Source organism: Pseudomonas sp. FG86, from assembly GCF_057808775.1.
Genome location: NZ_JBMDIS010000041.1, coordinates 21830 through 35778, shown reverse-complemented (window position 1 = coordinate 35778; position 13949 = coordinate 21830). Strand labels below are relative to the sequence as shown.

15 protein-coding genes are annotated in these 13949 nt (G+C 60.6%); 10 read left to right on the top strand and 5 right to left on the bottom strand.

The features are described from left to right. The first annotated feature begins 8 nt into the window (after positions 1 to 8). The 5 genes from ACODSV_RS22820 to ACODSV_RS22800 all read left to right on the top strand — a co-directional run bounded on the left by ACODSV_RS22820 (position 9) and on the right by ACODSV_RS22800 (position 4548). Complete coding sequence (locus tag ACODSV_RS22820; protein ID WP_024075456.1) at positions 9 to 467, top strand: VOC family protein; 459 nt, start codon at positions 9 to 11, stop codon at positions 465 to 467. A 14-nt stretch (positions 468 to 481) separates the two neighbouring features. After that, positions 482 to 1084, top strand: coding sequence for an amino acid synthesis family protein (locus tag ACODSV_RS22815; RefSeq protein WP_024075455.1), 603 nt, complete (start codon positions 482 to 484; stop codon positions 1082 to 1084). A 61-nt stretch (positions 1085 to 1145) separates the two neighbouring features. Beyond that, positions 1146 to 2753, top strand: coding sequence for a bifunctional 3-(3-hydroxy-phenyl)propionate/3-hydroxycinnamic acid hydroxylase (locus tag ACODSV_RS22810; RefSeq protein WP_454843660.1), 1608 nt, complete (start codon positions 1146 to 1148; stop codon positions 2751 to 2753). Beyond that, complete coding sequence (locus ACODSV_RS22805; RefSeq protein WP_454843662.1) at positions 2750 to 3529, top strand: 2-keto-4-pentenoate hydratase; 780 nt, start codon at positions 2750 to 2752, stop codon at positions 3527 to 3529. Before ACODSV_RS22810 ends, ACODSV_RS22805 begins: the two co-directional genes overlap by 4 nt. 77 nt (positions 3530 to 3606) lie before the next feature. Beyond that, a complete protein-coding gene (locus tag ACODSV_RS22800) occupies positions 3607 to 4548 on the top strand; it encodes a helix-turn-helix domain-containing protein (protein WP_454843664.1) in 942 nt (313 codons plus the stop codon). A 12-nt stretch (positions 4549 to 4560) separates the two neighbouring features. Here ACODSV_RS22800 and ACODSV_RS22795 read toward each other — a convergent pair whose 3' ends face one another. The 5 genes from ACODSV_RS22795 to ACODSV_RS22775 form a co-directional block, all read right to left on the bottom strand. Continuing rightward, entirely contained in the window at positions 4561 to 5481 is a 921-nt protein-coding gene (locus ACODSV_RS22795; protein WP_024075451.1) for an ABC transporter six-transmembrane domain-containing protein, read from the bottom strand. After that, positions 5454 to 5849, bottom strand: coding sequence for a hypothetical protein (locus ACODSV_RS22790; RefSeq protein ID WP_454843665.1), 396 nt, complete (start codon positions 5847 to 5849; stop codon positions 5454 to 5456). The genes ACODSV_RS22795 and ACODSV_RS22790 overlap by 28 nt, the downstream gene beginning before the upstream one ends. A gap of 253 nt (positions 5850 to 6102) precedes the next feature. After that, positions 6103 to 7179, bottom strand: coding sequence for an ATP-binding protein (locus ACODSV_RS22785; RefSeq protein ID WP_024075448.1), 1077 nt, complete (start codon positions 7177 to 7179; stop codon positions 6103 to 6105). Next, positions 7176 to 7922, bottom strand: a complete 747-nt coding sequence (locus tag ACODSV_RS22780) for a response regulator (RefSeq protein ID WP_024075447.1) — start codon at positions 7920 to 7922, stop codon at positions 7176 to 7178. The genes ACODSV_RS22785 and ACODSV_RS22780 overlap by 4 nt, the downstream gene beginning before the upstream one ends. Positions 7923 to 8068: 146 nt before the next feature. Then, positions 8069 to 8896, bottom strand: coding sequence for a helix-turn-helix domain-containing protein (locus ACODSV_RS22775; RefSeq protein WP_024075446.1), 828 nt, complete (start codon positions 8894 to 8896; stop codon positions 8069 to 8071). A gap of 186 nt (positions 8897 to 9082) precedes the next feature. Here ACODSV_RS22775 and ACODSV_RS22770 point away from each other — a divergent pair, with 186 nt between their 5' ends. The 5 genes from ACODSV_RS22770 to nfsA all read left to right on the top strand — a co-directional run bounded on the left by ACODSV_RS22770 (position 9083) and on the right by nfsA (position 13843). Beyond that, positions 9083 to 10222, top strand: a complete 1140-nt coding sequence (locus tag ACODSV_RS22770) for an ornithine cyclodeaminase family protein (protein WP_024075445.1) — start codon at positions 9083 to 9085, stop codon at positions 10220 to 10222. 35 nt (positions 10223 to 10257) lie between these two features. Beyond that, positions 10258 to 10680, top strand: coding sequence for a RidA family protein (locus ACODSV_RS22765; RefSeq protein ID WP_489046414.1), 423 nt, complete (start codon positions 10258 to 10260; stop codon positions 10678 to 10680). A 57-nt stretch (positions 10681 to 10737) separates the two neighbouring features. Continuing rightward, positions 10738 to 12030 (top strand): NAD(P)/FAD-dependent oxidoreductase, encoded by a 1293-nt coding sequence (locus tag ACODSV_RS22760; RefSeq protein WP_069075960.1) that lies wholly within the window; start codon positions 10738 to 10740, stop codon positions 12028 to 12030. Between the two features lie 12 nt (positions 12031 to 12042). Then, positions 12043 to 12891: an alpha/beta fold hydrolase gene (locus ACODSV_RS22755; RefSeq protein WP_069075961.1), complete on the top strand. Its 849-nt coding sequence runs from the start codon at positions 12043 to 12045 to the stop codon at positions 12889 to 12891. A 130-nt stretch (positions 12892 to 13021) separates the two neighbouring features. Beyond that, complete coding sequence (gene nfsA / locus ACODSV_RS22750; RefSeq protein ID WP_454843667.1) at positions 13022 to 13843, top strand: oxygen-insensitive NADPH nitroreductase; 822 nt, start codon at positions 13022 to 13024, stop codon at positions 13841 to 13843. The last annotated feature ends 106 nt before the right edge of the window (positions 13844 to 13949 follow it).

Sequence of the window (13949 nt, the reverse complement as noted above, 5' to 3'; positions counted from 1 at the left end):
ATACCGCCATGAAGGTCGAGATCCTGCGTACTCACTTATCGCTCTGGGTCAGTGACCCTGACGTATCGGCACGCTGGTACGCCGACATCCTGGGCATGCACGAAAGTGCCCGAGGCGAGAGCTGGGTCATGATGGCATTTGGGGGCAAGCACCACGATATCGCCTTGATTCGTGCCGAACCGGGTGCCCATCAAGGTGGGCTCGGGTTGCAACACTATGGCCTGGAAATCGCCGGGGACATGACAACCTTGCGTCAGCTGTACGGGATGTTGCTGAGCAAGGGCGTCGAGGTGGTGAAGATCACCGATCACGAAATCGGCAACGGCCTGTATTTCAACGACCCCGATTGCAATCGCATGGAATTCTTTCTTGAAACCGAGCATGACGATGCGTGTGGCAAGGCCCGCTTCAAGGCCGCCGGTGCGCCGAGTCGCAACATCACGCTTGATCCACTCGAACCCCTTTGAATAGAGGCACACTGATGAAAACCGCAAATTTCGCCAGCTATCACATCCGCAAATGGTACAGCTTCGTTGAAGAGACCCTGGCCAATGAAACCGGGCAGTTGGCCGATGGCGAGCCGGTGTTCAAATACGCCGTCGCTGCTGTGATCGCCAACCCATATGCCGGCCGCTACAGTGAAGACCTGTCGCAATTGATCGAGCCGTCGCCGCTGTTGGGTCAAGAGTTTGGCCGGCGCATCCAGGCACTGGCCGGTTCGCGCCAGATTCAAAGCTATGGCAAGGCTATCCTGGTGGGCAGCGCAGGCGAGTACGAGCACGGTAATGCGTTCCTGACCAACCCGGCCGCCGATCCGATTCGCGTCGCGCTGGGCGGCGGCAAATCGTGGGTGCCGTCCACCGGCAAGCGTGGTGGCCCAGGTTCGACCATCGACGTGCCGTTGGCGCACAAGGACGCGTTGTACGTGCGCTCGCACTACGACAGTTTCTCGCTGACCTTCGGCGACGGTCCTTCGCCGGATGAGATCGTCGTGATCTGGGCCTTCGCCACGCGCGGACGCCTGCATGCACGCTTGGGCGGGCTGAAAGCCGAAGACGTAAAAGGCCTTGACGGTCTGCACTGATAAGCGCGCAGGATCAAGCGGTGCTGGACTCAAACCACAACAAAAAAAGCGGTGAATAGCGATGAAGCAGGAGAAGACCCAAGTTGTCATCGTGGGCGGTGGCCCCAACGGCATTACGGCCGCGCACTATATGGGAATGTACGGTGTCGACTGCGTCGTCCTTGAGCTTGCCGACCGCATATTGCCTTACCCCCGCGCGGTGGGCATGGATGATGAAGCGCTGCGCGTTCTCCAGGCAATCGGCATCGCTGAACTGGCGGTGCGCGACATGATCTGCGATGTGCCGCTGCGCTATTACAACGCACGCGGCGTGTGTTTTGCCGAGGTCAAGCCGAGTACCGCCCATTACGGCTGGCCGATGCGCAACATCTTCATGCAGCAGTTGCTCGAAGGCACGCTGCGCGAAACGCTCGGGCAGCGCAGCAGTGTGGTATTGCGCCAAGGCCATGAAATGCTCGAGCTGGAGCAGGATGGGGAGGGCGTGACCTTGCAGGTGCGCGATGCCCAGGGCGAGGTCTACCAACTGCGCGCCGATTACGTGATCGGCGCCGATGGCGGGCGCTCCACCGTACGCAAAAAGCTCGGTGTTGAACTGATCGGTCTGACCCATGCGCGAAAATGGGTAGTGGTCGACACCGCCAATGACACCTTGGATGCGCCTTATACCGCGCTGCACGCTGACCCGCAGCGGCCATTCGTATGCATCTACCTGCCGTACCAGCAGCGGCGCTGGGAGTTCATGCTGATGGAGGGCGAAGACGAGGCGAAGATGTGCGAAGAGAGCACCATCCGCGATCTGATTCGTGGGCATATCGGCGACGCGGTGGACACGTTGAACATCATCCGTATCCGCGCCTACACCCACCATTCCCGCGTGGCGGCGCGGTTCGTCCAAGGGCGCGTGGCGCTGGTGGGCGATGCCGCACATATTTCGCCACCGTGGGCCGGGCAGGGCCTCAATTCCGGGCTGCGTGACGTGGCCAACGTGGCCTGGAAACTGGCGGCGATCATCCACGGGCGCGCTGCCCATGGGATCCTCGCCACCTATGACCAGGAACGTCGTGGGCACGCCACCGAACTGGTCGCCCTGGCCGACAATATGGGCACGGTACTGGGGCTGACCAACCCGTTGATGGCCGGCGTGCGTGACTGGTTGTTCCAGGCGGTGAACAGCGTAGATAACCTGCGCTCGCACCTGTTGGAGTTCAAGTTCAAACCCAAGGCCACCATCACCAAAGGGTTGGTCTATCACGAGCGTGCCGAACTGCGCGAAGACGACCTGGTCGGCCAGCTGTTTGTGCAGCCGTATATCGAAGATGCCCAGGGGCAGCGTCGGCGTCTTGATGATGTGCTTGGCAATTCCTATGCGGTGCTGGGTTATCGGGTCAATCCGCGCGCGCAACTGAGCGAAGAAATGGCCACGTTCTGGGCACGCTGGGACACGCGCTTTATCCAGGTCAACCGTTCGCGCAGTGGTATGGGGCGCAACCAGCCATTGACGGCCACGGATGCCATCAGCGTGGAGGACGTGGATAACCGCCTCGGCGAATGGTTCTCGAGGGTGCGCGATTGCGTCGTTGTGGTGCGTCCGGATCGGTTTGTCGCCGCCATTACCACGCCTGAGCGGCTTGAATCGGTGTTGCGCAAGTTAGCGGAGCAGCTGTCATGACTGCCGATCATCGCGTATTGAGCCAGTTGGACCAGGCCACGCGCAGGGTGCAAGCCATTGCGCCGCTCCCCCCCGAGGCGCTGGACCTGAACGCCGGGTACGCGCTGCAACGCCAGGGGCTGGCTTTGCGCCAGGCCGCGGGCGAACAACTGAGCGGTTGGAAGATCGCCTTCGCCGGCAGCGCCGCGCAACGGCGCTTCGGCATTGACGAACCGGTGTATGGCGGCCTGACCGACCAGATGTGCGTACAGCCGAACACAGCGGTGGCGCTGTCGCGGTTGATCCAGCCCAAGCTGGAGATCGAGGTGGCGATTGTGTTGGGGCGCAGCCTGGCGCCGGGCGAGTACAGCGATGAGGAGATCCTGGACGCGATTGCCGAGGTGGCACCGGCGTTCGAGATTGCCGACTGCCGTTGGCAGGGTTGGACGTTCGGGGTGGGGGCCTTTCTCGCCGATAACGCGGCGGCGGGCCTTTATTGCCTGGGCCCCAGAATCGCGTTCGACCCTGTCAAGCACGCCAATGTGGCGTACCGCCTCGAATGTACCGGCGCGCTCTGTGGCGAAGGCGATACCGAGGGCTGCGAGGACCCGCCGCTGACCAACCTTTGCTGGCTGATTCGCCGCCTGCTGGCCGACCGTCAGCCGGTGGAGGCCGGGCAGGTGGTGCTGTCCGGTGCGTTGCTGGCGCCGATGGATATCCAGCCTGCCACGTACCGCCTGCATATGTTTGGCACGGAACTGGCTTTGCTTTTCACCACGGACAAAACCGCGGTGTGAACCATCGCTGCCGTCAAGGATGACTTCAGTCCCCTTCAGGCCAATGACGACAACGGGGCCCCCGAGGAACGACGACCATGCTTGCTGAAGTTCGAACCTTCAATGACCCTCAACTGCATGCCGGCTCCATCCAGGGCTGGCGGCAAGTGTATGACCAACTGGGGCGTGGTTGCCTGACGAGCGGGCTGCGCCAGTTGTCTGCCGAGCGCTTTCAGATCTTCCAGGAAGTGCTGGACAAACGCGTGGTGCAGCGCGGTTTTGCCCCCACAGGGCGACTGTGCGTGGCCATGTCGTTGGGCAGTGCGCCGGTCGTACAGGGGCAGCAGGTGGGGGCGCACAACGTGGTGCTGTTGCGCGACGGCGAGGAGTTTGTGTTGCATGCGCCCGAAGGCACAGATTTCTTCGCGCTTAACGTCGACACCGTACGCTTTGCCAAACTGGCGGCCTTCGAGTTGTCCAGTGACCAGCTCAAACGCATAACCACCCGCTCCCAGATTTGCGTGGACGATGCGTTACTGCTGCGGATACGGCGGCGTATCTACCCACTGTTTCGTCACCTATTGCAACAGACGGAGGCTATCAGCACGAGCGCCGAAAAGATGCTCGAAGACGAACTGCTTAGCGCCTTCCTGGACCTGTTCAGCAACGCCACCGACGAGGTGCGTTGCCGGCGCGGCAATTTCGCCGTGAGTGCCTACCTGGTCAAGCGTAGCCAGGAGTTGATCGATGCCAGCGGCGATACGCCATTGAGCATTCTCGACCTGTGCGAACAGCTGCGGGTGAGCCGGCGGACCCTGCAGAACAGTTTCCAGGCGGTGACCGGCATGCGCCCGGTTGAGTACCTGCGAAACCTGCGCCTGAATGCGGTGCGTCGACGCCTGATCGCTACGCCAGCCTGCAGCCAAAACGTCGGCGACGTAGCGGTGACGATGGGCTTTTTCCACCTGAGCCACTTTGCCGCGCATTACCGCGCACTGTTTGGCCAGTCACCGTCGGAAACCCAGCGGGCGATCGTCTGAACAGACGAAGGATCAGGTAGACGCCTCATCCAACCCCGGATCCACGCGTTTGCCGATGTCCTTGAGCCGAGCCAATTGGTCGACCACGCTGGGGGCTTCATCCAGGCAACTGACGAACGTCCACAGGTAAGTCATCACCGAATAGATATGCCCGGCCTTCACCGCAGGCGCCAGTGCCAGTTGGCTGATGGCGACCACAAACAGCAAGGCCGCGAGGATACCGATGGTGAGGAAGGCGATGGCCTCACGGTCCGACAGCCAGATACGCAGCCGTGACAGCACCTGATAGTGACGGCGCAAGGTGTGGGCACCGACCTTTTCCACCAGGCTGATTTCCTTTTCCAGGCGGTTGTTCAAGCGCTCATGCAAGCGCTGGTTGCGCCGCGCAAAGCCTGGCACCACCGCGAGACACAGCCCCAGCGCCACCAGGCACGCCAGGCCGACCCAAGGCTCAATCACCAGCAACATCGCGGCCGCACCGATGATCGAGACCAGCGCCGTGGCAATCGTGGGCACGTGTTTTTCGAAAAAATCGACGAATTCCCGTGCCAATACCACCCGTGCGGCGGCCTTCGAGGTGCTATGACGTTGCAGGCGCTGGTTAAGAATCACCGGTACCGCAAGGTCAGCGTAGATACGCGTAAAGGTGCGGGTGTCGAGGGCGCGTCGGGCCGCGCCCACTACCCAGAAGCCCAACACCACGGCGGCATAGAACAAGGCGTTGCCGGCGTCGCCACGGAGCATGGCGTCTACGGCAAACCCAGCAAACAACGGGTAGGCCAGCAGCAGCGCGTTTTCCAACGCCACCAGCGACAGGGTACAAAACAACTTGCCGGGATAGGCCTTGGCGATCGCCTTGAGCGTCTGGCTGGCGGACTGTTGACCGAGCTTGCGGCTGTGCTCAATCAGTAGTGGAGGTGTGACGGAGGGCATGGGCCACCTGGTTTGTGCATACGGGGGTGGGAACTCAGGGTTCCGGCATACAGACCGTGGGTGACGTCGAGCAGATAACGCGTCTCCTCGGTCATCAGTAACAAGTCGATCTGCACTTCTTCGATAACGATTTCCAGGATGATCAGCAGGCAAATGGCAGGCGCGGTAAACAGCCAGTGGTAATAGGACTGGCTGACCAGCGAGGCGATAACACCGAGGATCCACAGTGACAACACCAACCGGGGCGCCTGTTTCTGCAGGGGAATCCAGAAACGTTGCAGCCTCCTGAGCTTCGCGCTATAGAGCCGTACGGAGTCTTCAAGCAGGGTCACGTCAATCAAGTTTCGATCGCGATAGTTAGTAGACATACATGCAATCCCAGGCTGAACTACAAGGGGCGGGTGTTTGACCTGATCAACGCGCGCGCAGGCAGCGTCTTGTACAGCCAGGCCAGGTTGACTTCGTTGACTTGCACCCATTCGCCGTTCTGTGGAGTCCCTTCGCAGCTCTTGAAAGCGATACAGCGTCCCTGTGTGTCGAGTAAGGCAAAGTGGCGGTACTGCTGAACGCTATTGACTCTAAAAATAGACAAGCGCATGTCGTCACCCGGGACGGTTGGGTTTAGATGGCGACCAGTTGGTCGGGCCAGCTCAGTTCGAATAAGGTGCCGCCGTTGTCCAGGTTCCGGCAGGTCACGCTGCCCCCATGGGACAGGGCAATTGCGCGCACGACGGCGAGCCCCAGGCCGCTGCCACCCTGGGCGCGGGATCGCGAGCTTTCCCCGCGCTGGAACGGCTCAAAGATGTGCGCTGCAAACGCTTCTTCAATCCCTGGGCCTTCGTCCTCGACACTCAGGGCATTCAGGCCATCCTGGCTGCTCAGGCGCACCGTGACATTGCCTGGGGTTGCATGCCGTTTCAGGTTGTCCAGCATGGCCAGCAACGCTTGGCGGATCCTGGCCGGATCACACTGGATGGGCCGTTCGAGCAGGTCCAGATGCAGCACGAACCCGGCGGCAAGAAGGCCTGGTTCAAACAGGCGGGCGTCTGCCTCGATTTCCTCGGCCAGGTTGGCACTTTGGATCTGGATTTCGAGGTAGCCGTTGTCCGCCAGGCCCACGACCCGCAGGTCTTCGATCAGGCGCGTCAGGCCTTCCACCTGGTTCAGCAGGCTGTAGAACTGCGCCTGGTCCGGCGTGAACACGCCCTCTGCCAACCCTTGCAAGCGGCCACGCAGGATGGTCAGCGGGGTGCGCAGTTCATGCGCAATCGCGGCGTTCCAGAAAGATTGTTCTTCAGCCATGCGTTTCAAGCGTTTAGCCATACTGTTGAAGTCATCCACTAACAGGGAGGCCTCAGCCAATGAGCGGTCGGAGGCCGTCGCCCGGGCATCGAGGTCACCGTCGGCAAGGCGGCGCAGGCTGGCCGCGACCGAGTTCAAGGGCATCAGAATGCGTCGGGACAGTTTGATCGCCACCACGGCCCCCACCGCCAGGCTGATGCAGGTGATCAGTGCCATCCATGCCCACTCCATGCCGGAGGGCAGCCATTCGTCCATGTCCAGATCCGACGGCGGCCAGAACATCCAGAGCAGCGCGTAAAACACGTAGGAACCGACCACCGACAGTGCGATCACGCAGAGCACCACGGTAGACATCGACAAGATGATCTGTCGGCTCAAGCTGTTGGCGATCTTCATGGGTTGTTCCCGAACCGGTAGCCGACCCCACGGATACTGGTCGGTACGCCCTGTAGACCCAGGTCCTCGATTTTGCGCCGCAACTTGCTGATATGGCTGTCCACCGTACGCTCCAGGCTGTCACTCTCGGGCGAACACAGGGCCAGCAATTCAGCGCGACTGAAGACGCGCTTGGGCGCCTTGGCCAGTTGTGCCAATAGCCTGAACTCCGTCACGGTCAGGTTGAGCGAATGCTTGTGTGCCCCGATCTGCACATTGACTTCATGGCTGTCGATATCGATTTCAAAGGCATTTACCCGCAGCACACTCTGGCGCGCACCGTAGCCGTGATCGAGCGAACGACGCAGCACCGCCTGGGTCCTGGCGACGACTTCGGCGGGGTTGAACGGCTTGACAATGTAGTCGTCGGCACCGATACGCAGCCCCATCAACTTGTCCACGTCCTGGTCCTGGGCGGTCAGCATGATCACCGGCGTGGTACCCCGGTGGCGGATCTCGGCCAGTACCATCCAACCGTCCAGTTTCGGCATCAGCACGTCCAGCAACACCAGGTCGGGCTTGAGCGATTGATGCAGTTCAAGGGCACGGCGCCCATCCAGGGCATGGGCGATCTGGAAGCCACTGCGCTTGAGATAGGCCGTCAGGATGTCGGCGATTTCGGGCTCGTCTTCAGCGATCAATATCAACGCCTGGCGTTTATCCGCGAAGTCCGTTGGCGTCGATTCAAGGTGCGATTCAGTCATGGTTGGCTCGGTCGTGCTGTTCGGTCATTACAGTATGGCGAATTACCCTGTAACGACGAAGGCTACTGTGCACCACGAGCATGCGCTTTCATGGGAGGTTTTATGGAGAAACGATGGAGACGCGGGTTTATTTGCCAACAGCCTGGTCAGGCGTAGCTGATCCTGTCGCTGTAGGCGTTTTGCGTCATCTTGCGCTGGTAGTCGCAGGGGGTGGTGCTGACCAGTTTCTTGAAGTCGCGCAGGAAGTGAGATTGATCGGAAAAGCCCAGGTCGAGGGCCAACTGCGAAAACGACACATCGTGCTGGGTATTGAGGGTGTCCAGGGCCGCCTGGCAGCGGATGATCCGGCAAAACGTCTTGGGTGACATACCGGTGTCCTGGTTGAACTGGCGGTGCAAGGTGCGGCTGGTGTAGCCGCTGAGGTCTTCGAGTTGCTGGACGCGAATATCGCCGCGATGGCGCATCGCCTGCTGGATGATCATGGCGGTGAGTTTCGAGGTCTTGCCCATCAGGCGTGGGGTCAGGTAGTCGTTGAACAGTCGCATCTGATCGCCCAGCAGCGGTGTCTGGACGATGCTTTCGAAGATGCGTTGGGCAAACTCGGAGACCTCCAGCAGGTCCAGTTCGCGTTCGGTCAACTCTTCTGCGAGCACATTGACGAAGCCCGGAATAACGCCCGGTGAGAAGCGTACGCCGAAGTAATGGTGGTGCTGGTGCAACTCGACCGCCTGGGCAACCAGCGGCGTGCCACAGATCCGCGCGGTAGGGCGCGTCGCATCACAGTCGAACAAGATATCTACGCAGCCGTCCGGGACGGCCAGCAGGTTGGCCGATTGCGCCACATCGAAGGCATAGAAGTGCGAGATCGCCGGATGTGCGCAAGGCATCACCGAATAGCGTGAAGAGTTGAGCACGAACCAGGGCTGTTCGTTCGCGGTGTGGTGTCGGGGAGTCGGCACGTTCTGTTTGATCATGGTTGCACCTTGGGAAGGCAGCGCTACGGGAAGTTTAACGCATTTATCGCGCCAACTATCGTCCTACCAGACTGAGCGGCATGTCCGAAATTTACAATACCGCCAACATCTCCCACCTGATACTCGATCTCGACAGCGTGGAGCTGCGCCTACCGCAGTGATATCACCTTCAGTCCGAGAATAACTATGTCTACAACTACAAAAATCGACTTTATCTACCTCTCCGAGCAGGACATGATCCGCGCGGGAGTGACCGACATGCTGGCCTGCGTGAATACCATGGAGGAGATGTTCGGCTTGCTGTATGCCGGTGACTACCGCATGGCCGGCCCGAACAATGATTCCCATGGTGCGATGGTGATTTTCCCGCAGGATTCGCCGTTCCCGAACATGCCCAAGCCCACGGCTGACCGGCGCATGATGGCGATGCCGGCCTACCTGGGCGGCAGCTTCTGCACTGCCGGCGTGAAATGGTACGGCTCCAATATCGCCAACCGCGAAAAAGGCCTGCCGCGTTCCATCCTGATGTTCACGCTCAATGATCCCGACACTGGCGCGCCGTTGGCGCACATGTCGGCCAACCTGTTGTCCGCATACCGCACCGGTGCGATTCCTGGCGTGGGCGCACGCCACCTGGCACGCAAGGACTCGAAAGTCGTCGGGCTGCTTGGCCCGGGAGTCATGGGCAAGACCACGCTGGCGGCATTCATCGCGGTATGCCCGCATATCGACACCCTGAAGATCAAGGGGCGTGGCCAGAAGAGCCTCGACAACTTTATCGCGTGGGTCAAAGAAACTTATCCGCAGATCACCACGATTACCGTGGTCGACACCCTTGAAGCGGTGGTCCGCGACTCGGACCTTGTTACTTATTGTAGCTCCGGGGAAACGGGTGACCCGTCGACCTACCCAATTGTGCGGCGCGAATGGGTCAAGCCAGGTGCGTTCCTCGCGATGCCGGCGGCCTGCTCGCTGGACGCAGGCATGGAAGAACCCGACGTGCGCAAGGTGCTGGACAACACCGGTCTGTACCAGGCCTGGTTCGAAGAGTTACCCAAGCCTGCGCATCACAACGTGCCGGTGATTGGCGTGCGCTTCATGGACATGATTGCCGAGGGCAAGATGCAACTCGATGAAGTCGAGGACATCGGCAAGATCATCGCCGGGGCCGCACCAGGCCGCAAAAACGATGAAGAAATCATCATCATGTCGGTGGGCGGCATGCCCGTCGAAGACGTGGCCTGGGGCACGGTCGTGTATCGCAACGCCATCGAAAAAGGCATCGGCGTGACGTTGAACCTGTGGGAAACCCCGGTACTGCGCTAAGCCTCATCTTCATCCCATTTGACGAGATATTCGACATGACAAAAATCACCAAGCTCAAGACCGGTTCCCCATTCGAAGACCAGGCCAGCTATTCGCGCCTGGTCGCCATAGACAACTGGATCTACGTTTCCAACACCGCGGGCCGTAACCCGCAGACCAAGCTGATTCCCGAGGATGTCCTGGAGCAGACTCTCCAGGTGTTTGCCAACATCGAGTCAGCCCTGAAGGCAGTCGATGCGAGCCTGGCCGATGTGGTGTGTTCGCGGGTGTTTATCCAGGACCCCAAGGACGTGCCGGCCGTGATGGGGTTGATCGGCGAAAAGTTTCGCGGTGTCGATCCGGCCAGCACCGTTACCTGCCCGCCACTGGGCTCGACGGTCTACAAGGTTGAGCTGGAAGTGACTGCGTATCGCAACGCCTCGAAGGCGCAGGTCGACGTCATTCGCCTGTGGCAATAATCGTCACGTGGCGATGTGCATGCGTGGCTTCCCTAATTCGCTAACCGAGTCTTGACCATGGCACCGATAATAGCGCCCGTCACAACCTCCACCGTGTTTCCCAGCGCGACGTCCGTCGTCATCATTGGCGGCGGGATCATCGGCCTGACGGCTGCGCTCGCCTTGGCTGAGCGCAATATCGCGGTGGTGGTCCTGGAAAAAGGCCGGATCGCCGCCGAGCAGTCATCTCGTAACTTGGGATGGGTGCGCAAAACCAGCCGTCACGCGGCCGACATACCGCTGGCCCTGGCCGCTGACCGCTTGTGGGCGCAGATGCCTGAGCGGGTAGGGGCGGATGTGGGGTATCGCCAGGAAGGCATCATGTTTTTAGGCCGTACCCCGGCGCAAATGGCAATGCATGAGGGCTGGCTCAAGTCGGTAGAGCATTTGTCGCTGGATTCGCGGTTGCTCAGCAAGCGTGAGATTGATGCGCTGGTGCCGGGCGGCGTGGGTGACTGGGCCGGCGGTATTTTTACACCCTCCGATGCACGTGCGGAACCGACGCTGGCCAGCAGCGCCATCGCCAACGCCGCCATGGCCATGGGCGTAGTGATCATCGAGCAGTGCGCGGTGCGTACGCTGCAGATGTCCGCAGGTGCGGTCAGTGGCGTGGTCACGGAAAAAGGTGAAATTCGCTGTGATCACGTATTGCTCGCAGGCGGTATGTGGTCCCGTCGCTTTCTGGGCAATCTGGGGGTGTCGTTGCCGACCTTGCCCTTGACCTGCTCTGTGCTGCGTACCCAACCGATGGAAGGGCCGACGCAGATTGCCGTCGGCGCCCCGGATTTTTCGTTTCGCAAGCACAAGGACGGCGGTTTCATCATTACCCAACGCGGCAAGTTGGATGCTTTCCTGACCCTCGACCACCTGTTGCTTGCCAAGCAATATATGCCGCAGTTTCGTGCGCAACGCAGCGTGTTGAATGTGTCGCTGGGCAAGCCGTTTATTAATGACCTGATGCTGGCACGTCGTTGGCACGCCGACAGTGTCAGCCCGTTCGAGCGCATCAGGGTGCAGGATCCAGCCGCCAATCCGCAGCTCAACAACGACGCGCTGAACAATCTGATTGCCGCCTGGCCGGTGTTCGAACAGGCAAGGATCGCGCATGCCTGGGCGGGCACTATCGACGTGACACCCGATTCCAACCCGGTGATCGGACCGGTAGCGCAGATCCCGGGCTTGACCGTGGCCACCGGCTTCTCGGGGCACGGGTTCGGTACGTCGCCTGCGGCGGGCCATCTCGCGGCGGACCTGGTCAGTGGGCATACGCCGATCATTGACCCGAGCCCTTATCGCTTCGACCGTTTCTAAAGGAGCAAGGCCATGCCTGCTGAGAGCTGTTTCTTCACCAATCGTTCGGGCTTGCGCCTGCATTATTTGCGCTGGGGCGCCTCGACAGGCGTGCCCCTGGTGCTATTGCACGGATTGCGAGCCTATGCACAGACCTGGGAGTCGCTGGTACAGGCCCTGGGGGAGGGCTACTGCGTCTATGCCCTGGACCAGCGCGGCCGGGGGCTGAGCGACTGGGCCGAACCCGCCAGTTACCACACCCAATCGTATGTCGAGGATCTGGAGGATTTGATCGAGCATGTTGGCCTACAGCGTTTTGTATTGCTGGGCCACTCATTGGGCGGCGCCAACGCCCTCGAGTATGCGCGGCAACACCCGGGACGCTTGATGGGCTTGCTGATCGAGGATATCGGCCCCGGATCTTCAACCCAAGGCGATGGCGCCGCGCGTATTCGTCGCGAGATGGCCCAGACGCCATTGCAGTTCGAAAGCTGGGACGCGGCCCGTGCATTCTGGAAGGCCTCACGTCCAGGTTTGTCGGAGGAGGGCGTGGAATCAAGGCTGGCGCATTCGATGCAGGAGCGCGACGGAGTGATTGGCTGGCGCCATGATCAGCAAGGGATTGCCGAGGCACGACTGAGTATCGAACCCACTGATTTGTGGCCGGCGGTGCGCTCATTGGATTGCCCAAGCCTGTTCATTCGCGGTGGCCGCTCGGACTTTCTACCCCCTGTGATGCTGCAGGCCATGTGCGCCAGCAACCCGCACGTCCAAGCCGTGGAAGTGGCGGATGCCAGTCACTATGTTCATGATGATCAAGGCGAAGTGTTCAATCGTTTGGTCGCCGGCTTTTTGAGCGGCCTGGTGCATGCAGGTCAGTGAGCGGTTTTACTGACACACTGAACGTACCTGTGTGGATCGGTTTGGTTTGCGTGGTAGATGAAACTTCCCCCGGGAGGCGTGCTGCGCTGCCGGGGATTTGGTAGCCTCGATTTCTATTTGGAGATATCGAATGACAGCCAACGCCCAATCGAAACTGGCTGCCCGCTATGGCGCGGCGGACATCTCGCCCCTCATGCCCTGGAACGAGACGATCGACCTGCTGCTCGACCATCGCAGCGTTCGTGCCTTTACTGATCAGCCACTGCCTGACGGCACCCTCGAGACCCTGGTCGCCGCGGCGCAATCAGCCTCAACCTCGTCAAACCTGCAGGTCTGGAGCGTCGTCGCTGTTCAGGACAGCGACCGCAAGGCGCGTCTCTCGTCCCTGGCGGGAAACCAGGCCTATATCCGCCAGGCGCCTCTGTTTCTGGTCTGGCTTGCTGACCTTTCCCGGATCGCTCGAGTGGCTGAGCAGCAAGAGGTGGAGCTGGAAGCCGTCCCTTACCTCGAGAGCCTGTTGCTCGGCACGATCGACGCCGCCTTGGCGGCTCAGAACGCCGTGGTTGCCCTGGAATCGCTGGGGCTGGGCAGTGTGTACATTGGCGCCATCCGAAATGACATTGAAGGCGTGGCCAAGGAGCTTGGTCTCCCTGCGCAGGTCTATCCCGTTTTCGGCCTTTGTGTTGGCCACCCCTCTACCGAACGGCCAGCGGAAGTGAAGCCAAGGCTCCCGCAACGCGCCGTGCTGCACCATGAGACCTATTCGGCAGCGACAGATGTGGCTGCGGTCGCTCAATACGATGAGCGCTTGGGCGCCTTCTACCAACGTGAGGGCATGAAGGCTTCCGGGTGGTCGGAGCAGGTGGTCAATAGGCTTCGCAGTGTCGCAAACCTCCATGGGCGAGAAGAGCTGGTGGAAGAGCTGAAACGAATGGGATTTGGGCTTCGCTGAGCCATTAAAACAAAACCAGGGATGTCCTTGTTCAGACTGATCTCACTGGATTAGGGGGTTTACTTTTCAAAGGCGATTCAATATAAAATTCAGCCCGGCGCGCACT

Coding starts and splice junctions, on each gene's coding strand:
- ACODSV_RS22785 (WP_024075448.1), bottom strand. CDS start 7,179: ATGAAGATCGCCAACAGCTTGAGCCGACAGATCATCTTGTCGATGTCT.
- ACODSV_RS22755 (WP_069075961.1), top strand. CDS start 12,043: ATGCCTGCTGAGAGCTGTTTCTTCACCAATCGTTCGGGCTTGCGCCTG.
- ACODSV_RS22810 (WP_454843660.1), top strand. CDS start 1,146: ATGAAGCAGGAGAAGACCCAAGTTGTCATCGTGGGCGGTGGCCCCAAC.
- nfsA (WP_454843667.1), top strand. CDS start 13,022: ATGACAGCCAACGCCCAATCGAAACTGGCTGCCCGCTATGGCGCGGCG.
- ACODSV_RS22815 (WP_024075455.1), top strand. CDS start 482: ATGAAAACCGCAAATTTCGCCAGCTATCACATCCGCAAATGGTACAGC.
- ACODSV_RS22765 (WP_489046414.1), top strand. CDS start 10,258: ATGACAAAAATCACCAAGCTCAAGACCGGTTCCCCATTCGAAGACCAG.
- ACODSV_RS22775 (WP_024075446.1), bottom strand. CDS start 8,896: ATGATCAAACAGAACGTGCCGACTCCCCGACACCACACCGCGAACGAA.
- ACODSV_RS22805 (WP_454843662.1), top strand. CDS start 2,750: ATGACTGCCGATCATCGCGTATTGAGCCAGTTGGACCAGGCCACGCGC.
- ACODSV_RS22795 (WP_024075451.1), bottom strand. CDS start 5,481: ATGCCCTCCGTCACACCTCCACTACTGATTGAGCACAGCCGCAAGCTC.
- ACODSV_RS22780 (WP_024075447.1), bottom strand. CDS start 7,922: ATGACTGAATCGCACCTTGAATCGACGCCAACGGACTTCGCGGATAAA.
- ACODSV_RS22790 (WP_454843665.1), bottom strand. CDS start 5,849: ATGTCTACTAACTATCGCGATCGAAACTTGATTGACGTGACCCTGCTT.
- ACODSV_RS22800 (WP_454843664.1), top strand. CDS start 3,607: ATGCTTGCTGAAGTTCGAACCTTCAATGACCCTCAACTGCATGCCGGC.
- ACODSV_RS22760 (WP_069075960.1), top strand. CDS start 10,738: ATGGCACCGATAATAGCGCCCGTCACAACCTCCACCGTGTTTCCCAGC.
- ACODSV_RS22820 (WP_024075456.1), top strand. CDS start 9: ATGAAGGTCGAGATCCTGCGTACTCACTTATCGCTCTGGGTCAGTGAC.
- ACODSV_RS22770 (WP_024075445.1), top strand. CDS start 9,083: ATGTCTACAACTACAAAAATCGACTTTATCTACCTCTCCGAGCAGGAC.